At 38.3% G+C, this 23,456-nt stretch carries 16 protein-coding genes and 1 pseudogene; all 17 read right to left on the bottom strand.

Annotated features, from left to right (window positions below; all coding sequences use genetic code 11):
* Positions 1–34 precede the first annotated feature (34 nt).
* Positions 35–1,333, bottom strand: coding sequence for an asparagine--tRNA ligase (asnS, locus tag BCR25_RS02120; RefSeq protein WP_069662125.1), 1,299 nt, complete (start codon positions 1,331–1,333; stop codon positions 35–37).
* A 49-nt stretch (positions 1,334–1,382) separates the two neighbouring features.
* A complete protein-coding gene (locus BCR25_RS02115; protein WP_069661945.1) occupies positions 1,383–2,573 on the bottom strand; it encodes a pyridoxal phosphate-dependent aminotransferase in 1,191 nt (396 codons plus the stop codon).
* A 78-nt stretch (positions 2,574–2,651) separates the two neighbouring features.
* Complete coding sequence (locus BCR25_RS02110; protein WP_069661944.1) at positions 2,652–3,158, bottom strand: cell wall elongation regulator TseB-like domain-containing protein; 507 nt, start codon at positions 3,156–3,158, stop codon at positions 2,652–2,654.
* Positions 3,159–3,243: 85 nt separating this feature from the next.
* The gene (locus BCR25_RS02105) at positions 3,244–6,009 is read right to left on the bottom strand and encodes a helicase C-terminal domain-containing protein (RefSeq protein ID WP_069661943.1); all 2,766 of its coding nucleotides are present in this window, start codon (positions 6,007–6,009) and stop codon (positions 3,244–3,246) included.
* 186 nt (positions 6,010–6,195) lie between these two features.
* Positions 6,196–7,710 (bottom strand): hypothetical protein, encoded by a 1,515-nt coding sequence (locus tag BCR25_RS02100; protein WP_069661942.1) that lies wholly within the window; start codon positions 7,708–7,710, stop codon positions 6,196–6,198.
* 398 nt (positions 7,711–8,108) lie between these two features.
* Positions 8,109–9,548: an amino acid permease gene (locus tag BCR25_RS02095; protein WP_069661941.1), complete on the bottom strand. Its 1,440-nt coding sequence runs from the start codon at positions 9,546–9,548 to the stop codon at positions 8,109–8,111.
* 306 nt (positions 9,549–9,854) lie between these two features.
* Entirely contained in the window at positions 9,855–10,901 is a 1,047-nt protein-coding gene (locus BCR25_RS02090) for a lysylphosphatidylglycerol synthase transmembrane domain-containing protein (protein ID WP_069661940.1), read from the bottom strand.
* Positions 10,902–10,933: 32 nt separating this feature from the next.
* Positions 10,934–11,212 carry a DUF1294 domain-containing protein gene (locus BCR25_RS02085; RefSeq protein WP_069661939.1) on the bottom strand — a complete coding sequence of 93 codons (279 nt, stop codon included), beginning with the start codon at positions 11,210–11,212 and terminating at the stop codon, positions 10,934–10,936.
* Between the two features lie 80 nt (positions 11,213–11,292).
* Positions 11,293–12,204, bottom strand: a complete 912-nt coding sequence (locus BCR25_RS02080) for a diacylglycerol/lipid kinase family protein (protein ID WP_069662124.1) — start codon at positions 12,202–12,204, stop codon at positions 11,293–11,295.
* Positions 12,205–12,302: 98 nt separating this feature from the next.
* Complete coding sequence (gene pepT / locus BCR25_RS02075; protein ID WP_069661938.1) at positions 12,303–13,532, bottom strand: peptidase T; 1,230 nt, start codon at positions 13,530–13,532, stop codon at positions 12,303–12,305.
* 21 nt (positions 13,533–13,553) lie between these two features.
* A complete protein-coding gene (locus BCR25_RS02070) occupies positions 13,554–14,672 on the bottom strand; it encodes a Nif3-like dinuclear metal center hexameric protein (RefSeq protein WP_069661937.1) in 1,119 nt (372 codons plus the stop codon).
* The gene (locus BCR25_RS02065; protein WP_069661936.1) at positions 14,662–15,372 is read right to left on the bottom strand and encodes a tRNA (adenine(22)-N(1))-methyltransferase; all 711 of its coding nucleotides are present in this window, start codon (positions 15,370–15,372) and stop codon (positions 14,662–14,664) included. The genes BCR25_RS02070 and BCR25_RS02065 overlap by 11 nt, the downstream gene beginning before the upstream one ends.
* A gap of 89 nt (positions 15,373–15,461) precedes the next feature.
* Positions 15,462–17,374: pseudogene (locus BCR25_RS20925) on the bottom strand (endonuclease MutS2).
* A 369-nt stretch (positions 17,375–17,743) separates the two neighbouring features.
* Positions 17,744–19,177, bottom strand: a complete 1,434-nt coding sequence (gene glgA / locus BCR25_RS02055) for a glycogen synthase GlgA (protein ID WP_069661935.1) — start codon at positions 19,175–19,177, stop codon at positions 17,744–17,746.
* Positions 19,174–20,328 carry a glucose-1-phosphate adenylyltransferase subunit GlgD gene (glgD, locus tag BCR25_RS02050; RefSeq protein WP_069661934.1) on the bottom strand — a complete coding sequence of 385 codons (1,155 nt, stop codon included), beginning with the start codon at positions 20,326–20,328 and terminating at the stop codon, positions 19,174–19,176. Before glgD ends, glgA begins: the two co-directional genes overlap by 4 nt.
* Entirely contained in the window at positions 20,315–21,460 is a 1,146-nt protein-coding gene (locus tag BCR25_RS02045) for a glucose-1-phosphate adenylyltransferase (RefSeq protein WP_069661933.1), read from the bottom strand. The genes glgD and BCR25_RS02045 overlap by 14 nt, the downstream gene beginning before the upstream one ends.
* A 72-nt stretch (positions 21,461–21,532) precedes the next feature.
* The gene (gene glgB, locus BCR25_RS02040; RefSeq protein ID WP_069661932.1) at positions 21,533–23,425 is read right to left on the bottom strand and encodes a 1,4-alpha-glucan branching protein GlgB; all 1,893 of its coding nucleotides are present in this window, start codon (positions 23,423–23,425) and stop codon (positions 21,533–21,535) included.
* Positions 23,426–23,456: the final 31 nt, after the last annotated feature.

Raw genomic sequence — 23,456 nt, 5'->3', positions numbered from 1 at the left:
TCGCTCTGCTCAATGACTTATATAAACGCACATTCTATGGATAAATACGATTTAACAAGCGTGGGAATGGACTCGCTTCACGAACATGCTCGATTCCAGAAAGCCACGTCACAGTACGTTCTAAACCTAAACCAAAACCTGAATGAGGTACTGAACCATAACGGCGTAAATCTAAATACCATGAATATTCTTTTTCGTCTAAGTTATGGTTGCGGATTTGTTCTAATAGATAATCATGATCAACTGCCCGTTCAGAACCGCCAATGATTTCCCCATAGCCTTCTGGAGCGATCATATCCGCACAGATAACAACATCTTCACGTGTAGGATGCGGCTTCATATAGAAAGCCTTGATTGCTTTTGGATAGTTCAAAATAAAGACTGGACGGTCAAATGAATTCGCAATAAATGTTTCATGCGGTGAACCAAAATCATCGCCCCATTCAATATCGTCAAAGCCATTTTCTTTAAGCAACTCAACAGCTTCATCATAAGAAATACGTGGGAATGGTAATTGTGTATATTTTTTCAAGACTTCTCTATCACGACCTAAAACGTCTAACGCATAATCACAATTGTCCAAGACGCTTTGCACAAGAAATGCCACGTATTGCTCTTGAACTTCTAGGCTTTCCTCTTGATGCATAAACGCCATTTCAGGTTCGATCATCCAAAACTCGATTAAATGACGACGGGTTTTTGATTTTTCTGCTCTAAAGGTAGGTCCAAATGAAAAGACTTTCCCAAATGCTAAAGCCGCAGCTTCCATATAAAGCTGTCCACTTTGAGATAAATACGCTTTTTGATCAAAGTAATTCGTTTCAAACAGATCTGTTGTTCCTTCTGCAGTACTTGCTGTTAGGATCGGCGGATCGATTTTAACAAAGTTATTTTTGTTGAAAAATTCATAGGTAGCACGAATGATTTCGTTACGAATCTGCATGATCGCATGCTGACGCGATGAACGTAACCATAAATGACGATGATCCATCAAAAAGTCAGTTCCATGCTCTTTTGGTGTAATTGGGTATTCATGGCTTTCACCGATTACTTCAATACCAGTCACGCCAATTTCATAGCCAAATTTTGAGCGGCTGTCTTCTCTGATTTCTCCTGTGATCCAGACAGAAGTCTCTTGTGTTAAGCTTTTTGCTAATTGAAATACTTCTTCCGGCACTTCACTTTTCACAACAATCCCTTGAAAATAGGCTGTTCCATCACGTAATTGTAGAAATGCGATTTTACCACTTGAACGTTTGTTAGCGATCCAAGCGCCGATTTTCACCGTCTCCCCTACATGATGTTTTGAATCAATAATTTGAATTTGTTCCACAATCGTCTCTCCATTCATTTCTTTTTTGCCCATCCCGAATTAAGTGTTCTTATCTAGTTGATTTTGCCTCGATAAATGCTGCGATCCTAGCAACAGCTTCTTCTAACGTATCTAAATCCGTTGCATAACTGATCCGAACATTTTCTGGTGCTCCAAAGCCAGCTCCTGTCACTAAGGCTACATGAGCTTCTGCTAATAAATCATCCACCCAGTCAGTTACATCTGTGTACCCACATAAGTCCATCGTTTCCTTGATATTTGGAAAAAGATAAAATGCACCGTGAGGCTTTTCTATTTTGAAGCCTGGAAGCGCAGCAAACATTGGGTATACTTTATTTAACCGTTCTTCAAACGCTTGTCTCATTGTTTCAACTGTGTCCTGTTCTCCTGATAATGCTTCGATCGCCGCATATTGACTGACGGCAGTCGGATTACTAGTCGATTGAGAGGCAATGTCATTCATAGTAGCGATAATGGCTTTGTCGCCAACCGCATACCCGATTCGCCAGCCCGTCATCGCATAGCTTTTTGAAACACCGTTGATGATAATTGTTTGCTTTTGAATGGCTTCAGACAAGGTAGCGATCGGTGTGAATACTGCACCATTATAAACTAATTTTCCATAAATATCGTCTGATACAATCAAAATATCATGTAACACAGCCCATTCACCGATTGCCCGCAGTTCTTTTTCGGAATAAATCATCCCAGTCGGATTAGAAGGGGAATTTAAAATCAATATTTTTGTTTTTTCAGTTCGTGCCTCTTCCAGCTGTGCAACTGTTACTTTAAATTCCTGCTCTTGGGCACAGGAAACAAACACCGGTACGCCTTCTGCTAATTTAACTTGTTCACCATAACTCACCCAATAAGGTACAGGAATGATTACTTCATCCAAAGGATTTAAGACCGCTTGGAAAAGTAAATACAACGCAAACTTGGCGCCATCCGTTACAATCACGTTTTCCACTTGGTAATCTAGTTGATAATTGCTTTTGATATAAGTCGCAACAGCTTGTCTTAATTCTTTGATACCCGCAGATGGAGTATAATAGCTTGCTTTACCACTCTCAATCGCTTGAATCGCCGCCTGCTGAATATTTTTAGGCGTCGTAAAGTCCGGCTCACCGACCGTCAAACTCAAAACATTTTGACCTTGAGCTTTTAGTGCATTCGCTTTGGCTGATGCAGCTAAAGTAACTGAGGGTTCTAATTTTTGTGCTCGCATTGATATATCCATACAATCTTACTCCATTCATTTTTTAATAACAGAAATGCGCATGATTTTATTCTTCTTAGAATAGCATAAATCGTCTCGTCAGACATTTTTTATGATCATGATCTCTTCGGCTTTTTCAAAGGACAACAAATAATAAGATAATGAAGCATCCTCGTTTTTAGCGATGACTTCCCAAGTCGGTTGACCATCATACAAACCAAGATTGACTTTTTGAATGTCCTTTTCTTTATAATCTGTTTCCATAATTTGACGGATGTGACCTTCTTCCACCCCATCGGTTTGATTCAATACTGTAATATTTTTCCCTGATTTTGGAATAATGACAACTAGCTCTTTCCCATCGGCATCTTTTCCAGTCACCGTGAAGGAGGTTTCTTTTCGAGTAAACCAGTAAAAATGATCGACTGATTCTAGTTGTGCATAGTCTTTCGCGATTGCCGTTGCTTCTTTTTCAGCTTGTTTCCACGGATGCGTAGATCGAACATAAAAAATAACGAGCATGACAATGATCACTAATAAACCTGTAATGATTCCTAAAAGAATCTTTGTTTTTTTTGCTTCACCTTGTTCTTTTTGTCCCTGCAATCGCCTCGCCCTTTCCAAACTTACTGGCTATCATTATATCAGAAAATCGTTGTCGATTAATAGATACCTCGTAAATTTATTTTCCTTATTGATTTAAAAATTCATTTAATTCCGCCGTTATTTCCATTAATGGCGCCTCTTTGACGGGTAAATCTTTCGGCAAGGCTTTTAACATACGCTTGCCATATTTTGCTGTGATCAAGCGGCGGTCTAAAATGATCATCGCCCCTGTGTCTTTGTTGGAACGAATAAGTCGTCCTAACGCTTGACGTAAACGTAAGGTAGCTTTCGGCAGTGCCTCGTGAGTAAACGCCTGAATGCCTTTTTCTTCTAGATAATCGTATCGCGCTTTGACAAAGGGTCGCTGTGGATTTTCAAAGGGCAACCGAGTGACGATCAATAGTGATAAGGCATCTCCCGGCAAATCTACACCTTCCCAAAAACTATCTGCTCCTAATAAGATACTATTTTTGGAATGGACAAATCGTTTTAAAATCTTTTCACGGCTACCACTGATGCCTTGAGCTAAAAGCTCCCGTCCTTCATTAAGAAATGACTGGTGAATACGATGATACACATTTGAGAGCAGCTCATGTGAAGTAAACAGCACTAACATCGAGCGATTCTGCTGTGCCAACTCTTGGATAACCGACGCGATGTAAGCAGAAAATTCGGCACTATTTGTTTGACTCACAGAAATTCCATCTGTTGGAATGTATAAACGCGCATGCTGTTCATAATCATAAGGATCAGGCAACGTTTTGAATAGCGCATCCGGCACACCCAGTTTAGTAGGCAAATACTTCTTGTCATTACCAAACCTCAGAGTTCCTCCAGTGTATAAAATGTGTTGGTAGCGTTCATACCAGCTTGTAGTAGGTAAAATACTCGCCTCAAGATCGTTAACTGCTAATATGCCCGTCCCTTGAGAGGTTCGACTGTACTCTTTGATCCAGCGGGGGTGCCACTCATTGACATAGATATCAAAACAGTCATAAACATGGTCGATCCGTTCGAAAAACTGCAATAGACGAACCAAAATAATTCGATCAGAAGCCGTATATTTTTCCAACTGCTCCTCAACTGACTGCTGGATTCTTTTTTGGATTTCTTTCATTTCAGACAAAAGAATCTCGATTTTTCGAATGGAGGCTTCCCCAGCGAGAGACAGCTGATCAAACACTGGCTTAGTCAGTATGACATCTTCCATAGTTTGCTGTTTTTGCTTAGGAAATAGAGCAGCGAACTCATAAAGAAGGTCACTAAATTCCTCTACTAGATCATCCGCTGCATTACAATAAATCCTTAGTAATCGCTGATCTTCTTTTGCCTCTTCCAAAATGTGACTCACTTGATCGAACAACTGATCTTCCTCTAAATAAAGAGCCACCTGCTTTTTAAATGATAGGTAGTTAAATTGACGATGAGAAATCTTACCGGCAATGTCGGGTAAATGATGTGCTTCATCTATAATTAAATATGCACTTTTAGGAAGAAGTGCCGTCTCTCTAAGCGTTTCCTGTGCCAAAAATGCGTGGTTCACAATCAAAACATTACTTTGTCTGACTTTTTTATACAGGAAGCGAACAAAATCTTCTTGATACAATGGATCTTGGTTCGATAAAAAATCAAGTCCACGATGAGCAACATCGCGCCAGAAAATATGATTAAAGCTAGTTAACTGTAATTCATCCAAATCACCTGTAACAGTTTCCAGCAACCAAACTAAAACCCCCATTTGATAAAGTGCATATTGCTTTTGCTGCAACGGATTTTTCAAGGTTGCTTTGAAACGCTGTAAATCGATATAGTGCCGATGACTCTTAATAATCACAGCCCTTAAAGGTTTTGGACAAATCTGATTGGCTAACTGAATATCTTTTTCCAATAACTGATTTTGTAAAACAATCGACACAGTACTGATAATCACAGGATTTTCTGGTGTCGCCAGATAGCTGATTGGAAATAAGTAACCCAATGATTTCCCCGTACCAGTAGCCGCTTCAATAAATAAATCTTTGGTTTCATTGGTTGTAAAGTGATCGTACACCAAATTCATCATACGACTTTGTTCCGAGCGATAGTGAATCGTTTGATCAAACAGCTTTTCTTTGGCTTTTTTCTTCTTAGGAAACACTGGATCTCCGTAAAGTTTTTCTTCAAACAAAGGAACTTCTTTTTTTCTAACACCGATGCCTGAAACGATTCGAATATCTTCAGACAACGGCAAAATATTTTGTTTCATCTCCTCATAGATATGATGAATATAACTGCTAGTATCCATTCCCGTTTGCTGACTTAATTGATCGATTGTTTCCATAGTAATCAACGGTAAACGGCGCATTTTCGCTTCGATCAACAATAGCAGTTCTGCTGTTACTTGTGCATCACTATCTGCTTGATGAGGGTTATCATGGTTCAGACCAAGACTTTCAGAAAGATCGCCTAAACGAAAACTCTTTTCTGTCGGTAAGAATATCTGTGCTAGTTCAACTGTATCGATTCCAGGTATCGCTAACTTGGGCGCACCACAGCGAATCAATTCTTGTGTTAAAAATGAATAATCAAAATAGATATTATGAGCTACAAAAACTGTATCAGCTAAAAGATTATAGATCGTTAAGGCAACATCTTCAAAGTAGGGTGCTTTTTGCACTCTTGCATTGCTGATACCAGTGAGCTTTTGGATTTGTTTTGAGATTGCCTGATTAGGATTGACATCTGTCGCAAACCGGGAAATGATTTCGCCATTTTGGATCAGCACACAGCCGAACTGAATGATTCGGTCTACAGCAGCATCCGTTCCAGTTGTTTCGATATCAACAACTGCGTATACTTGACTTTTTTTCATTACCTTCCCGCCTTTCTCTATCCTTGAAGATTATACTACAAAACGGCAATTTTTTTTAGTCTTAGTTTGCTCCCTTCAGAAAATAAAAAAGAAGTGCTTGGAGCATAACTTTACAAGTCACACCCCAAACACTTACTATCTGAATAAACACTGGTAACAAAAGTACTCTCATGTTTTGAAGACTCTTTACTTCTCAACAGGCATCAAACTTAGGTTCTGCATGTATTGATCCATCAAAATATAGCCTTCCAAGCGACGAAGTAAATCAACAGAGCAGCGAACTTTTTTACCAAATAAAGAACGACTGTAAGCAAGTTCTTTCATCTCTTGTAAAAACTCATCTAGAGAAGCAACTAAACCTGCACAACTAAGACGTCCACAAATCAAAACATCTTCTTTGCGTATCCGCAGCACTTGGCCCCAAGAATAGTTTAAATATTCTGCTTGATTGATTTGTGCTAACAACTCAGAACGCAAAATACTTTTCTTTTGGTTATGGCTTTTCTTAGCTCCTAAGCGCATACGCTTATTCATGAAACATAAGTAGATTTCATCTTCTAAGTTCTCCATTTCTGATTTAGAGAAGTTAGGGATTTTCGCAGGTGCATCGACCCTTTTACTTATTTTCAGTTGTTTTGAAAAACGCGGCCAGTTACTTGGCGTTGCTTTTCTTGTATTGTATTTCTTAACTTTTAATTGTGAAAGGTCAAAAGGTTCTGTAACTGTGTCTTCTGATTCATCGATCTCTGGTTGTTGATCTTTCACTCTTTTGTTTCGTTTTAGCTTCATTGCACTGCGTTCTTTTTTAGAAAGGATCGGCTTTTCTGCTTCATCTTCTATTTCTTGATTTGGATAAACTGTAGGTTCGTCTGTTGGGGAATCTTCTTGAACTGGTTTTTCCACCAATTCGTTCTCCAACTTTTTTTCTACTTCTTTTGTTGCCTCATTTTCCACTTCTGCTGTTTCTGCTTCATTCGAAACGGCTTCTTCATCTGCTTCGATCTCGTTTACTAATTCCACCTCGATATTGACTGATTGAGTTTCTTTTGGCTCGGCTTCAACCATATCTGCTTTTTCAGCTTCGATCACTAAAGGTTGAGCGCGCTTTAAATGAATCGTTTGTATACTTCTAGAGATAATCGGATTTTTGTGTGTCGCCTGCAACTCAAGTTGTCCTTGATTGATTGTTTCCGTTAGATCATTGATCATTTTCCGTAAACGAAAAATCTCATTTGAGGTTTCGATCATTTGCTTCATCATTCCCTGAACTTCGCCAGAGTTTAACTCAGAATCACCTTTATAAACAAGTCCACGTTCTTGTTTTTCGATGCTGATTTCTTCAAACCACTTTTTCAAATTCATTCGCAGTTCTCTTCTAGTCGGTTCAAAACTACCCATAAGCAACGTATAATACATGATTTCCGTTTCAACATACATGTAGATTTTCTTTACAACTAGTTCCTCAAAATCTTCCGTAGCATCCCAGCTATCACAAATCGCATCAAAAAAAGCTTCGCCTTCAGCTAAATTTTGATAATCCTTTGCTAAATTCAGTTTTCTAACCAAATAAAAAGCGTATGGAGTTTCTACATCATCGGCATAAACTTCACGGCCTAAATAATCCGGATCAACTTCTTTACAGAGAACAGTTGATCGTTCTTCTTTTTCTGATTGACGTTGTCGTTTACTAATCGTTCTCACTTCCTCAATTTTTTTCCTTTATAGATCGTATCATTTTTTTAGAAAAAAGAACACAGTTTCTATTCTATTATACCTATAATCGAAAGAAATTGTTCTCATTTTTTTACAAATATACTCAATTAAAAGAAAAAAACTAAGAAAATAGACACTTAAATCGTTATTTTAGTTTTTTTATTAATTTATATATTATATTTAATCTTCAAATGATTAGGAGCCTTACAGCCATCCAAAAACATACTTTTGGACAAAAAAGCTGAGAAAGGAGGGCTCATCTCCGAAAAAGAAAAAATATTCACGAAAAATTGAGAACAATTTTTCGTGAATATCAATTTATTTAGATTAAGAGAATGATTATCAATGAAAAGATTCATTCCGTTAATCATATTTTCTACTTCTTATTATACGCTTGCTTTCTTTTTATCACGACGTGCAAGTGCAGGTAAAATCATCCCTAATAAAATAAGCACAATCGGCGTGATTACATTTGAAGCTAACTGGAAGAACCAGGCTTTTGGATTGGCACTGAAATCGACTTTTGGTACCATTCCTAAAATACATGCAAATGCTGTAAATAAGAAACACCATAAACCGAACCCAAAAGCGATCTTTGGATTTTTAATGAATTTATACTCTGAATTGTAATTTTTGTAGGCCTTATTCAGCATCATATAGGCAAAGAATACCCATAGATAACGCATCGGCATTACAACTGAATTCAAGTTTGTCAGCCATTTTACAAGCTCTTGAATATTTTCAATCCCAAACATTGGTAAAACAATAATGATACTTACTAAAATACCTGTTAATAGATAACCATTGACTAACGTTCCTTTTTTACTTCTCTTACGTAGCGCTTCAGGTACATAATCAGGATCAGCATCTGCTAAAAGAATTTGTAACGGTGCATCGATTGAAAATGCCAGAGCTGAAATTTGCCCGATCCCATTTGTGATTGCATAGATAATCATTAATAAATTGCCCACGCCATAATACTCTCCTAAGAGTTGGAAAGCTGTGTAGGCACCATTTGCCATCAAATCATCTGGAATATTGTTACTTGCAAACAACATCCCCATTGCAAATGAACCGAGTACCGCTGAAACACCAACCATTGAGGCTAAAAAGATCATTCCTTTTGGAAATTCTTTTGCTGGATTTTTCATTGAATTTACATAAGGAGAAATTTTTTCTGCTCCCCCAACTGCGAATACCAGCATGGAAACCGTGGTAAAATAGCTAAAATCGAACTTAGGAATATACGTACTGACCTTGTCCATGTGTGGTGTAGCAAATTCTACTGTTGAGTTCATCATCGGCGCACCGATCGCTAATAAGATAAACAACATAGACATAAAGAAGATTGCTGTTCCAGCCATACCACCGATCACTTTCAGTGTCATCAAGCCTTTTGTTGATAATAGTAAAAAGATCAAGAAGATCGCTAAGGAAATCAACGTGATCCCTACTACAGAAAAATTACTTACAATGTTGCCATTTCCTTGAATCGCCCAACCAAAAGCAATTAAAACTAGTTGAGGTTTTTGTGCTAAATAAGGAATATGAACGACCCAGTAAGTCCACGCAGCATAGTAAGCTAGACGCTTGTTGCTCGTGTTTTGTACCCATGAACTAACACCACCGCTGCTGTCTTTAAAGGTTGAGCCTAATTGACCAACGATCAACGCATATGGAATAAAATATAAGACCAAAATCAAAATCCAAGACGTCACAACAGAAATTCCCTGTTGTGCATAGTTATTCACTACATTACCTAATCCCCAAACCATGTTGAAGGCAATCAAACCTACGGTAAACCATCGTAGTTGCTTTTGTTCCATGTAAACACTCCTAATCATTTATGGTATAAAATATCTTTTTAATCATAATCATTTTTGAGTCTTTAAACAAGCTTTTCCCCGTACAAATAGTCGTTTTATCAGTAATTTATTATCTAAAATACTATTCTTTCTCCAACTTCTAATAAAAAACTTTGATTATTAAAAAAAACAGACCCAAACGCTGCCACAGCAACATTTTAGTCTGTCATTTTATTTTAGTGTGATTCGTTTTTCTCATTTTCTTTTTTGTATCTTTAATCAATTCGTTTTTTCATTTCGCATAGTCAGTCGATTTCAACTCTTATATTAGTCATCAATCATGCTCTGTTTGTCTTCTCTAACAGCTTGAAGTTCCGATTTGATTTGTCTTCTTTTTTCAACGACTACAAATACAAAACCAATTAAAAAAGGCAAAACAAAGCTACCGAAGCGATACAGCAACAACGAAGAAACAGCATCTACGGTGCCCACTAACGGTTTAAACAATAACAAATAAACAAATTCAAAAGGACCGATTCCAGCAGGTGTTGGAAATACACCGGATAAAATCACTGCAAAGCTTGTAAATGAGACGACTAGCAGAAAATCGATGTTGGGATGATTTTCAACTAATACGACATAAGGAATAACGTACCAAAATAATAATTTTCCAACATTCCAGCCAAAAATACGAAGCAGCGCTGAACGATCTTTGATGATTGTCTGAACGGTCTCTCTCAGTGAATAGATCTGTAGATTACACTTATCTACCCAATCACGTAGTCGCTTGCGTTTAAATAGCTTGTTTGCCCACGTGATCAGTAAAATTTGAAGATTGATACTGCTTGAAAGAACCAGTAAAGAAAAAATAATCAAAAAGGTCAGAACCACACCTACTAAAATAAACGGAATCATTTTAGGCGCGCGTTCATAAAATAAAGAAAATTGAAAAATAAGACCTAAAACAGATAAAAAAATCACAGCCACTTTATACATGATCATATGCAGTGCCGTCACGCCAACACCTTGAGAGACCGCTAATCCTTTTTTCTTATAAAAATAAATTTCTGAAAGCAGCGTGCCTGTCCCAAAAGAGACAATCCGGTAAAACGCCACGTAACAAGAAGTAAAGAATCCATCTTTTGTTGAGAAATCTTCTTGAAAATGCGAGGCAATCTCCTTGATCGAGCGCCCTTCAACAATTTGATAGGCTACGCCGAATAAAACAACTAGCACAACTACAAGCCAGCTTGTTTCTAATAACTGAGCAAATATGTCGCTAAGGGAATTATCCATCACATAAATGATCACGCCAATAAATAGTGCCAATAGACCAATATTCACAAAAATTTTTGTTTTAGAATTGCTTTTCATCGTTTCTCCCAACTAACTATTTGTATTCACGACTATCCTTTATAACTAAAACAGATAATTGCAATGGCTACAAGTGTACCAAAGATAAAGAAAAAATAAAAGCGTAATTTTCTAGTTTTGTGATGAAACAACTGCTGTGCCAGCAATCCTCCAATCCCTCCACCAATCAATCCGATCAACAATAGATCAAACTCAGGCACTCGCCAGCGTTTTCTCTCTGCCCGCTTTTTATCAAGATACATTGCAAAAAATTCAAATGCATTAACCAACAACAAATACACCCACGGTAAATGTTTCAACAACTCCCTCATACCTTCTCCTCCAAAACTAATCTATTACTAGCATACCTTGAAAGAGCACGTGATGTAAAGTTCATTCAACAATTTTTTGATCATTTTTCACTATTTTTTGGCACAAAAACGGTCATTCCATGTTTGATGACCTTCATAGAGACAGGTAGATCTTCACTTGGGTCTCCGTCGACACGCGTTCCTACCGTCTTTTCCGATTCGCTATCGATGCTGATTTCAGCAGCGGTCAGATAATGAATACCAGGAATTTCATAAATTTTCCCTAAAATGATTTTTGGTAAATAAAAGGCTAATTCGAAAAAATTCAACTTCGGCAAAATAGTTAGGTGAAACAAGCCGTCATCTGGTGAAGCTGAATCATCAAAATTCGTAAACCCGCCAACTGAGTTCGTCATTGTGACTGTCACAAGTTGCGTTTTTCCACGCCATTCTTCATTTTCTGTTTTGATCGTCAAGCGGTACCGCTTTTTCTTAGCCAGCAATTTGAAGAAGTTTTTTATAAAGATCAATTTACCATATTTTTGTTTTTCCTTTTGGCTGATACGAGCAGCAGTGTCTGCCAAAATCCCAATCGTCATCGTACTAATGATTACTTTTTCATTAATCATGCCATAGTCTATCTTGCGTGTGTTACCGTTTAAAATGACATCGGCGGCTGCTTCAAAGTCCAAGGGAATCCCTAGAACACGCGCCATATTATTGACTGTACCACCAGGAAGCAATCCAATGTTCAATTCAGGTAATTGTTCCTTGAAATCTTCTACATTGTGATTGATTGTACCGTCACCACCAATGAAAATCAGCGTATCGATGTTTTCAGCTTTCGCTTTTTCGACTGTTTTACTGCTGTCACAATCAGGTCCCACTTGCTCTAATAGAAAGTGCGCAGCGTCTTTCCCATGATCTTTCGCATATGCCACAAATTTTTCAGCTAATTCTTTGCCTTTATCCTTACCTGATGTTTCATTAAACAGGATCATCACATTTTCCATCATGTTCTTTTCATCTCCTTATCTTTTTCATAGAAATAGGAAGTACGTCACTTTCTGTAACTGTACTCCCTAATTCAATTTTTAGCTATCATTCATCATTATTTCGCATTATTTTCAGCGATTTTCACGATGACACTCGTTGCTTTTTCCATTGCTTGTAAGGACACAAATTCAAAACGACCGTGCATATTTTCCCCGCCAGCAAAAATATTCGGTGTAGGAATACCTAAATATGAAATTTTTGAGCCATCTGTTCCGCCGCGAACGGGTTCGATTACTGGCTCAATATCTAATTCGATCATGGCATTTTTTGCTAGTTCGATAATGCTCATATCTTTTTCGATCACTTCACCCATGTTGTAATATTGGTCATATAAGTTGATTTGAACACGTTCTTGCTCAAAAGGCTGATTGATCATTTCTTGGATTTTTGTGATCAAAGCTTTACGAGCTTCGAACCTTTCACGGTCATGGTCACGAATGATATAAGTCATTTTTGCTTCTTCCGGTGTTCCGCTCATTTCTGCTAAATGGAAAAACCCTTCATAGCCTTCTGTTTTCTCTGGCACTTCATTTTTAGGTAGTTGATTATGAAAATCGATGGCCAGCTGCAGTGCGTTGATCATTGTATTTTTAGCTGTCCCTGGATGAACATTCTTTCCTTGGATCGTAATATCTGCTTGGGCTGCATTAAATGTTTCATATTGCAGCTCACCGACTGGACCGCCGTCCATAGTGTAGGCAAAATCAACATTGAATTGCTCCACATCAAACTTGTCAGCACCGACCCCGATCTCTTCATCTGGACCAAAAGCAACCCGAATCGTTCCATGTTTGATTGATGAATCTTTGATCAGGATTTCCATCGCTGTCATGATCTCAGCAATACCGGATTTATCATCTGCACCTAAAAGAGTTGTTCCATCTGTAGTGATCAATGTTTGACCAGCATAATTTTTTAAGTTAGGGAAATCAGTTGTATTCAGTGTGAATTTTCCTTCTTTATCCAGTTTAATGGTTGATTCACCATCGTATTTTTCTAGCACTTGAGGATTCACATTGACCGCATTAAAATCAGCTGTATCCATGTGAGCAATAAAACCGATCGAACGCACTTCTTGTTCTACATTACTTGGTAACGTTGCAATCACGAAGCCATTTGTTTCATTATAAGTAACATCACTCATACCAAGATCTTCTAATTCTTTTTTTAAGGTTTGAGCAAATGCTACTTGTGTTTGTGTCGAAGGTGTTGTTTCGCTTTTGGAATTTGAGCGGGTTTCTGTTTTTACATAACGTAAAAAACACGGTAGTAAGTTTTCATACATGGTTCAGTTCCTTCTTTCTTTTTATCTAAATTGAAATGGGTTTGTGTTTACCTCAGATTCGATAAACGTGACTTCCCAATTATAAGCTTTTTTCCATTGATTGAATAGTTCAACCAACTTTGGCTTACACAACTGTTCAATATAGTGGCCTGGATCTATGACTGCTAGTCCTTCTGACAGCATATCATGTCCGGTGTGATAATACACATCTCCAGTGATGTAGACATCTGCCTGCTGTTTAAGCGCATCTCGGAAAAATTTTTCTCCACTGCCGCCACAAATCGCCACCCGCTGCACTTGTTTACTTTCATCCGCACAAACAATTCTTAAGCCCTCTAAATCAAAAACATTTTTGACTTTTTCAGCAAATTCATTAAAGGCGACAGCTTTCGGCAATGTACCTACTCGCCCTAAACCATATTCCTTCGTCATATTTTCAATAGTATATAGATCATACGCTGGCTCTTCATAAGGATGCGCTTCGAGCATCGCTTTAACTACCTTTTCTTGAATCGTTTCTGGAAAGATCACTTCAAGCTTAACTTCCTGCACGTTTTCTTCATGCCCTACTGTACCAATCGTCGGCTGCGCGCCTTCAAGTGGCGTAAACCTGCCTGTTCCAACCATTGAATAGCTTGTATTTTGATAATCTCCTTGGCGTCCTGCTCCAGCAGCTCCCAAAACTTGACGCATCTTTGGCGCATCTGTTACTGGAACAAACACTGCCAGCTTTTTATAAGAAACTGTATGCGTTTTTGTTAAGAACGTCGTATTGTGGATGTCTAACAATTCACAAAACCAGTCATTCAGTCCATTATCGATAATATCCATATTAGTATGAGCTGCAAAAACAGCAATATCATGCTTAAGTAAGTCTGCATACATTTTCGTCTGTATGTCATCTGTATCCAGACGTTTTACTGCTCGAAAAATTGGCGGGTGCTTGGCGATGATCAAATCGATTTTTTTGTCGATAGCCTCTGCCACAACTTCTGGGCGTACATCTAATGTAACCAGCACTCGATGTATCTCTTTATTCAATGTGCCGATGTGCAAACCGACAGGATCATCTGCTTCTGCCAGCCATTGAGGACAATACTCTTCGAATCGTTTGATAAACGCATTTCCGTTAAGACTCATCAGACAAAACCTCCTGAATTTCAGCAATCTCTTTTTTGATTTGGGCTATCTTTTCTTCTTGATCCCCTGCCGCTTTTTCTAGCTGAATAAGAATATTTTGACGCTGCTTTAATTCACGCTGCCATTTCTTATGAAAAACAGCTGATCGCTTTTGAAGTAAATAAGGACCAAAACGCCGCTCTTTTTCAGAGTAAGCAACACGTACAGATTCTCTAGCCGCAACAATGATTTCATAAATTTTTTTATTTTCTTCTAGAATGTCCTCTTCGAGAATAGTATACCCATGAGTTGTCAACCAATCACGAAGTGTTTTTTCACCAATATTCGGCTGTAAAATCAAGCGTTCATTTCCTTGTAAGCGCTGGTTATTCCAACCAGCTTCTAAAATATCGCGGATCAAGGCGCCCCCCATACCGCAAATAGTCACAGCAGTAATATGGTCTGCCGCTTCTATTGCCTCTAATCCATCTGCTAAACGGACGGTGATCTGCTCCTGTAAGCCATTTTTTCGAACTTGTTTTTTTGCAGCCTCATAAGGTCCTGCCACGACCTCGCCAGCTACTGCAGACGTTAGCTTTTTTTGCAGCATCAATGCAACTGGTAAATAAGCATGATCCGAACCGATGTCTGCTAATCGGCTTTGTTCAGGGACAAGTTCCCCTACACGTTCTAGACGTTTTGATAATTGATTTTCATTCATTCGTTTTAATCCTCCATGGGTATTATACCATTGAAAAATGTGGAAGAAAACGGACAAGCAATGAATTTATCCGTATGCTTTTTTTGAGCTTACTTTTTTTTCTTTTCAGCTCTTCCAGCTTGTCTTTCCTGCATTTCTTTTCTTAATTGTTTATGTGCTTTTTTCGATCCACGTTCTAGATCTCTGCGTTTTTTTCGTTCTTGAAACTGTTCAAACAATGAATCCAGATCATAGTTTGATGGATAAAGTTCTTGCGCACTTCTGTCTAATTTTACCTGTCGCTTGTGAACTGTGACTTTTTGTTGCTCAACATAAATGATGACTTCATCTGACATTTCCGGCGATTCATACACTAACCCAATTTTCTTTTGTTCTGTCCAAAATACACGATCCCCTTTTTTATACGTTGGAAACTTGGTTTCCGTTGTAGCTGTCACTTTTTTTGCAAATATTGTTTTTTCAGTTGAATAGTTTCTATCCTGTAAATAACGTTGTGCTGTTTTCACGACAGAAGGAGCCAAGTTCATTTTATTAGCAATCCAAAAGGCATTACTTTCACCTATTTCACCCAGAATCAGTTGATACTTTGGTGTTAGACGTTCTGAATCAAACGCCATTGCAGCGGTCAAAAAGTCTTCATGTTCTTCAGAAAATCGTTTGATTTCTCCATAATGTGTAGTGGTGATCAGAAGACTGCCTTTTTTATAAAATGCTTCCATGATCGCAATCGCTAAGGCCGCTCCCTCATTTGGTTCAGTTCCACTCCGATTTCGTCCAATAAAATCAAGCTATTTCTCTTTGTTTTCGCTAAAATTTCAGAAATATTTTGCATATGTCCAGAAAAAGTACTTAATGCATTTTCAATACTTTGTTGATCACCGATATCCACAAAAATTTGATCGAACAATGCAACCGTCGTTCCTTCATCAGCAATGATCTGTAAACCGATCATGGTTTGTAAGGTAATCAAAGCAACCGTCTTTAAAACCACCGTTTTCCCGCCTGCGTTTGGTCCAGTAATCGTTAGACCTCGATAGTCTTTGCCTAACGAAAGATTTAATGGAACTGCATTTGCTCCTAATATCGTGTGCTTTACGTTTATAAATTCAATGATACCGTCCGTATTGATCTTCGGTTCGATCCCATTGATTTCTCGACTAAATTTGGCCTTGGCAAAAATCATGTCATAATGTGCAACAACTTCGATATTTCCCTGGATCGTCGTCATTTGTTCTGCAATCATCCCTGTCAGTGTAGACAAGATCTGATAAACTTCTGTCGCTTCTTCCATTTTTAACTGATATAATTTATCGTTTAATTTTGCTATAGAGCTAGGTTCTAGAAAGACAGTCGTTCCTTTTGATGAACTTTCAACGATCGTTCCCGCAAGTTGATTTTTATAGCTTGCTTTGATCGGAATGGTAAATCGGTCATTTTTCTTCACGATGACCGACTCTTGGATCTTCGGTTTATTCTGTGTGTTGCGCATAAATGCGTTTAATTTTGCTTCGATTTCTTTTTCACATTCCTGCAGCCCTCTGCGGATTTTTCGAAGCTCGCGACTTGCATCCGTTTCTACTTGATTATTCCGAATCACTTGATAGATCTCATCTTCTATACTAGGAAAAATTTGCACTGTTTCGCTATACTTAGCCAATAAAGGAGCAATAAACTGATTTTTTTGCATAAATGATTGTATCAACCGACTACTCCGTAAAAAATCAGCATAACTGACTAATTCTTTTGGTTCTAAAATGAAGCCCTTTTCTACCTGATTGGTCAAATGTTCAACGTTAGAAAGTCCCATAAATGGCACATGAAGATTCGCCATAAGGAGTGCCTTGCCCTCCGCTGTTTCTTGTTGTCGTTTTTCGACAACCTCTAAACGACTGCTTGGTTTTAGTTGCTCGATTCGCTCTTTGCCATAGGTACTGATTGCATATGTTTTTAATTTATCCTTGATTGTATTGAATTGTGTTTTAGTATATGTTTCTTGATTCATTTGTATCTCCTTCTTTCTTTAGAGATACCTACCTTTGGATGAATAGATCAAATTTTTTTCTGTGTACGTGTTTCTTGATTAACAAACGGCAAAAGATGCAAAAAAGGGATGAAGATTCCCTTCATCCCTCGATCATCAATAAATACAGACCATAAACAGTACACAAAATGGTCGTTAAAATGAGTTAAGATAGGTATCAAACATAAGTAGGCTAAAGAAACCATCATAAAATGGGTAATAATTCTTCAGCTATTCATTTCCTTAAGTTAGACACTTACACTCACAAAAACACCTCTATGGCTTTCTTTGACTATTCATTTCTCACTAAGAGTATACCTTGCATTTTTTATCTCGTCAACAACATACTCATTAGTCCAGCGCTCGCTTATACAGCTCTAAATAGATTTTAGCTGATTTTTCCCAACTGAAATCTTTCGTCATTCCTTGATTCATCACGTCTGTCCAGATTACTCGCTCGCTTTGATACATAGTGATCGCTCTTGAAATCGTAGACAACAAAGCATCTGAAGTAAATGCTGAAAAGACAAAACCTGTTCCTGCCTTTGTCTCTGGATCAAAAGGTAAAACCGTATCTTTCAATCCGCCGACGCCATGCACAATCGGCACTGCTCCATAACGCATGGCGATCATTTGCGACAGGCCACAAGGTTCAGCTGCTGATGGCATCAAAAATAGATCTGCACCCGCATAGATTAATTGTGCCAATGATACATCGAATAGGATATTTGCACGAAACTGATCTGGGTAACGGTTGGAAAATTGACGAAAAGACTCTTCTATTTCTGGATCTCCAGTTCCTAGCAATACGATTTGTACTTCATTTTCCAGAATATTCGTTAGCTCATCTAGTAATAAGCGAAATCCTTTTTGGACAGTCAGTCGACTAACCACTCCGATTAGCGGAATATCCTGTCGAATCGGCAAATTCATTTTTTCTTGAAGCACTTGTTTATCTTGCATTTTTCCGGACAAATCATGTACAGAAAAGTTCATCGGAATCTGTTCGTCCGTTTGCGGATCATATAATTCTACATCGATTCCATTCAAAATCCCACTCAACTTCTCCTGTTCTAAGCGCAAAATCTCATCCAGTCCAAAACCAAATTCCGGCGTTTGAATCTCATTGGCATATGTCGGACTCACCGTATTGACACGATCAGCATAAACAATACCAGCCTTCAAATAATTGATTGAATCACCTAAACGTATCGACCCATCATCAAAGCGTTCCAGACCGATATCAAAGAAATCCGGCAGAACATTTTTGTCATACGCACCTTGGAATTCAATATTGTGAATGGTCAAAATCGTTTTAATTGAACGATAGGCGTTCACTTGCTGGTATTTTTCTTTTAATAAAAAGGGAACCATCGCACTATGAAAATCATTAACGTGGATCACATCAGGTAGCCAATCAATTTTTTCCAGCATTTCAATGATCGCCAAAGAGAAAAAAGCAAACCGTTCGCTATCGTCTTCATAACCATAAAGATTATCACGATCAAAATAGTACTGATTATCAATAAAATAATAAGTAACACCTTTCAGAACCAAACGTTTAATCCCGCAATATTGATGCCTCCAACCAACATCTACGTAAAAATCACAATATTCTTCACATTGTTCTTGAAAGGCAATTGGTATTTTTGTGAAGAAGGGAAGCACAACGGATAGTTCAACACCTCGTTGCGCTAATTCTTTCGGTAATGCACCAGCTACATCACCTAATCCGCCCGTCTTGAAGAACGGAACACATTCTGCCGATGCAAACAAGACCTTCATCCATTTTCCCCCCCTAAAATATCTGATGTTACAACTTGATTTTTTTGAATGATCACCGGATGTTCCTTCGTACCAATAATTTTCACACCTGCTTCGATCGTGACATTCTTATCAAGTATAGCGTACTCAATTTGAACATCTTCTAAAATTGTAGCATTTGCCATAATGATTGAGCGTTTGATCTCGGCTCCTTTTTTAATGACCGCACGTCTTGATACTAAACAGTTTTCCAAGCTGCCTTCAATGATACACCCTGTCGCACATTGACTGTTTTTCACCTTTGATTCTTTGGAATAATAAGTTGGCACTTCATTTTTCAGCTTTGTATAAACTTTTTTATTGGAATACAATAATGCTCTAAATTTTTCTGGATCCAGCATATCCATATTCGCTTGAAAATATGATTCAACATCATATATATCACTTAAATAACCAGTATATTCATAGGCTGTCGCTTTTTCTTCAGAGATTTTATGCTGAAGAAATGTGTAAATACTTGGTGAACTGTCATTATTTTGATTTTGTTCAAGCTGTTTGATCAGCCAGTCTGTCTGCACAATATACATGTCCATACAAAGATTAACCAGCTCTTCTTCCTGCACTTCTTCCTCTAAGTGATTGACACTAAGCGCTTCGTCAGATTGATTCAGTTTAACAATCGAAGCATCTAATGAGATTTTATTTCTAGGCATTTTTTTATAAACGACGGTAAGCTTATTTTGTTTTTGCTTATGCTTTTTTAGTACCTGTTTAAGGTCGATCGTACACAGTCTGTTACTACCTAAAAAGACTGTATATTCTGATTCAGCTTTTTCAAGATAATCGATCATCGATGCAAAAAAAGGCAGTCCTTGCGCTCTTTGCTTTAAGAAATCTTGGTAGAAATACACAAAATACCGGTTTTGCACAGAGTCTAGATTCCATTCTTTGCCGCCACCAATATGATCAAAAACAGAACGTGTTTCTCCTTCATTAAATACCATAAACAGAGAGTGAATATTGGCATTAGCGATGCTAGAAAGTGGAAAATCGATCAAGCGGTATTTGCAGTCAAAAGGCAATGTGTCCAATGGACGATTTTCTGTCAAAGGCCACAATCCTTCAAATCGTGATATATTTCCTAACACAGCACACATACTATTGGTCTTCATCACGTTTTCCTCCTATCACTTCAGCATAACCAACCACTTCGATCTCATTTTCGTTATATATCACTGCGCCATCACCGATAATGGCATTTTCCCCAACAATAGCATTTTTGATATAAACATTTCTACCGATCGTCGCCCTTGGCATGATAACACTGTTTTCTATCGTTGTTCCGCTTTTAACTTGAACGTCCGTTGAAAGAATACTATTCTTTATTTTCCCGCCAACATAACAGCCGTCCACGATCAGTGAGTTTTCAACCGCTGCGTTTTCAGCAATAAAATGAGGAGGCGAAATCGTATTTTTTGAAAACATCCGCCAATTTTTATCCCGCATCTTCAACACACCATCCAAGTGGATAAATTCCATACTTGCTTCCCATAAGGAATCGATCGTACCAACATCTTTCCAGTACCCATCGAAACGGTAAGCATATACGTTTTCACCAGCTTCTAAGTAAGAAGGAATCACATGTTTTCCAAAATCAAGCAGCTGATCGTCTTCCGAGTAACTATTCAGCAAAGTACTTCTTAATCGTCCCCAGTTGAAAATATAAATTCCCATTGAAGCCAAGTTACTCTTCGGCTCAGCCGGCTTTTCATCGAACTCGATGATACGGTCATTTTCGTCTGTATTCATGATACCAAAACGAGAAGCGTCTTTTAGTGGAACTTCGATCACGCCAACCGTCAAAGAAGCGGCATTGGCAATGTGTTCTTCCAGCATTGTTTCATAATTCATTTTATAAATATGGTCACCGGATAAAACCAGCACATACTGTGGATCGATTTGATCAATATAAGAAATATTTTGATAAATCGCATGAGCGGTTCCTTCAAACCATTTTTCTCCATCAGAACTAGAATACGGATGTAAAATCGTCACACCAGAATCGATGCCGTCTAATCCCCAGCTAGAGCCATTTCCAATATGATTATTTAAGGCCAGCGGTTGATATTGCGTCACAACGCCGACTTTCTTGATTCCTGAATTGACGCAATTACTAAGTGTAAAATCAATAATACGATATCTTCCGCCAAATGGGACTGCTGGTTTGGCAATATTTTTCGTTAATTTCCCTAAACGTGTTCCTTGCCCTCCAGCTAAAATCATAGCAAGCATTTCTGTACTCATCTATTTCGGGTGAAAATCACCCTGCCTCCTTTCGAAAAACCTTGTTTTTATGAATAATTTTCCTAAACATGTCTACCCTTTTTTACTCTCGATTTCCTTTGGTTTGAGAATAATCGCTCCTAAGGAAGGAACGATCGTTCGGATTCGATAATTGAAATTCTTGACTTTTTTCTGTTCTGTTTGGCAGTCTTGATTTAACTGCGTCCAAGTCCCACCGAATTCTTTCATCTCAGTATTGAGTATTTCTTCATAGCTGCCTGCAAAAGGAACACCAATAACGAAGTCCTTTCTTTCAACGGGCGAAAAATTCAATACAATGATCAGAAAATCTTTTTCCTGTTTTCCTTTTCGGATAAAGCTTAGGACAGTGGCTTCTTGATTGTCGGCATCGATCATTTGAAGTGTATCATTTGTATGCTCCAGCTCCCACAAGGCTTTTTCTTTTTTGTAAAATTGATTTAAAACTTCTGTAAAGTGCTGCATACTGCGATTCAATTCATCCTTTAAATCGATCCATTCCAATTGTTGCTCATGCTTCCATTCGAGAAATTGTCCCCATTCACTGCCCATAAACAATAGCTTTTTCCCTGGGAACGTCATTTGGTACACATATAAATTTCTAAGTTGAGCAAATTGCTTATAGCGGTCGCCCCACATTTTGTGCATCAAACTTCTTTTTCCATGCACAACCTCATCATGAGACAACGGCAGGATATACCTCTCTTTATACATATACGTGAAAGAAAATGTGATCAAATGAAAATTATATTTCCGAAAAGCAGCATCCATTTCGTAAAAACAAAGCGTGTCATTCATCCAGCCCAAATTCCACTTATAATCAAAACCCAACGCACCACTAGCAATACTGCCTGTTATTGGCGTTTCTGAAGAGCTTTCCTCGGCAATCATCATGACGTGTGGGTGTGTTTGCTTCACGACAGCATTCAGCTTTTGTAAAAAATAAATCCCAGCCCAATTACGGTTTGCTTCTGTTTCAGCTAGTTCAGGTGGCATTTCTTCATAGTCAAAATAGATCATGTTAGAAACTGCATCAACACGAATCCCATCAATATGAAAGGTCTCGATCCAATAAAGTGCACTGGAAATTAAAAAGCTTTGAACTTGAGGCTTGGCTAGATCAAAATTCAACGCGCCCCAGCGGCTATTTTGAGCCTGCGCCTGTTCACTGTATTCAAATTGTGGCGTACCGTCAAAATACGCTAAACCATCATCGTTGATACAAAAATGCCCTGGAACCCAGTCGATCACTACGCCAAGATCATTTAAATGACAGGCTTCTACAAAATCTTGAAATTCTGCCACCGTTCCATAAGAAGAACTTAACGCAAAATACCCGGTCAGCTGATACCCCCAAGATGCCCCTAAAGGATGTTCCATCAGCGGCATAAATTCAATATGGGTATAGCCCATTTTTTTGACATAAGGGATCAACGTCTCTTTGAGCTGCGCAAATGTAAATGGTGTACCATCAGCTTCTGAGCGCCAAGAACCTGCGTGAACTTCATAAATAGTCAGTGGTCGCTCTAAAAAGTTAGAACGCGCTTGATTCTTTCGCCAAACACTATCCTTCCAGCGTTTCTTCGGATGTGACTGAACAATCGCTGCACTATTTGGCCGTGATTCAAACGCTCTAGCAAAAGGATCGATTTTATACACATGCCTTCCGTCTGCTTGCTGTACTAAATATTTGTAAAAATCGCCCTGCTTAGGCGTTTCACTAAAAATCTCCCAAATAGCTGGCTGCTCTGTTCTTGTCAGCGGCAGTGTTTGTTTCCAGTCATTGAAATCACCTACGAGCCAAATTTTCTGAGCTTGCGGTGCCCAAACTCTAAAAACGAATCCTTCTTTTCCATTACGGTTTTCCGCATGGCAGCCAAGATAATCATGGCTATTAAAATTCTCACCCGTTTCAAAAGATAGTGCTGGATTTTTTTTACTGTTCATATGCCTCAGCCTCACTCTCTCAAAGAAAATT

It is taken from the genome of Enterococcus termitis, assembly GCF_001730305.1.
Taxonomy (GTDB): Bacteria; Bacillota; Bacilli; order Lactobacillales; family Enterococcaceae; genus Enterococcus_L; species Enterococcus_L termitis.
This window is presented reverse-complemented; position numbering and strand designations above follow the sequence as displayed.

Bases quoted from the DNA above. Each gene is read 5' to 3' on its own strand.
- pepT (WP_069661938.1), bottom strand. From the start codon at position 13,532: ATGTATGAAAACTTACTACCGTGTTTTTTACGTTATGTAAAAACAGAA.
- BCR25_RS02115 (WP_069661945.1), bottom strand. From the start codon at position 2,573: ATGGATATATCAATGCGAGCACAAAAATTAGAACCCTCAGTTACTTTA.
- glgA (WP_069661935.1), bottom strand. From the start codon at position 19,177: ATGAAGGTCTTGTTTGCATCGGCAGAATGTGTTCCGTTCTTCAAGACG.
- BCR25_RS02090 (WP_069661940.1), bottom strand. From the start codon at position 10,901: ATGAAAAGCAATTCTAAAACAAAAATTTTTGTGAATATTGGTCTATTG.
- glgD (WP_069661934.1), bottom strand. From the start codon at position 20,328: ATGAAGACCAATAGTATGTGTGCTGTGTTAGGAAATATATCACGATTT.
- BCR25_RS02065 (WP_069661936.1), bottom strand. From the start codon at position 15,372: ATGAATGAAAATCAATTATCAAAACGTCTAGAACGTGTAGGGGAACTT.
- BCR25_RS02095 (WP_069661941.1), bottom strand. From the start codon at position 9,548: ATGGAACAAAAGCAACTACGATGGTTTACCGTAGGTTTGATTGCCTTC.
- BCR25_RS02085 (WP_069661939.1), bottom strand. From the start codon at position 11,212: ATGAGGGAGTTGTTGAAACATTTACCGTGGGTGTATTTGTTGTTGGTT.
- BCR25_RS02045 (WP_069661933.1), bottom strand. From the start codon at position 21,460: ATGAGTACAGAAATGCTTGCTATGATTTTAGCTGGAGGGCAAGGAACA.
- glgB (WP_069661932.1), bottom strand. From the start codon at position 23,425: ATGAACAGTAAAAAAAATCCAGCACTATCTTTTGAAACGGGTGAGAAT.
- BCR25_RS02070 (WP_069661937.1), bottom strand. From the start codon at position 14,672: ATGAGTCTTAACGGAAATGCGTTTATCAAACGATTCGAAGAGTATTGT.
- BCR25_RS02105 (WP_069661943.1), bottom strand. From the start codon at position 6,009: ATGAAAAAAAGTCAAGTATACGCAGTTGTTGATATCGAAACAACTGGA.
- BCR25_RS02080 (WP_069662124.1), bottom strand. From the start codon at position 12,204: ATGGAAAATGTGATGATCCTGTTTAATGAAACATCAGGTAAGGATAAA.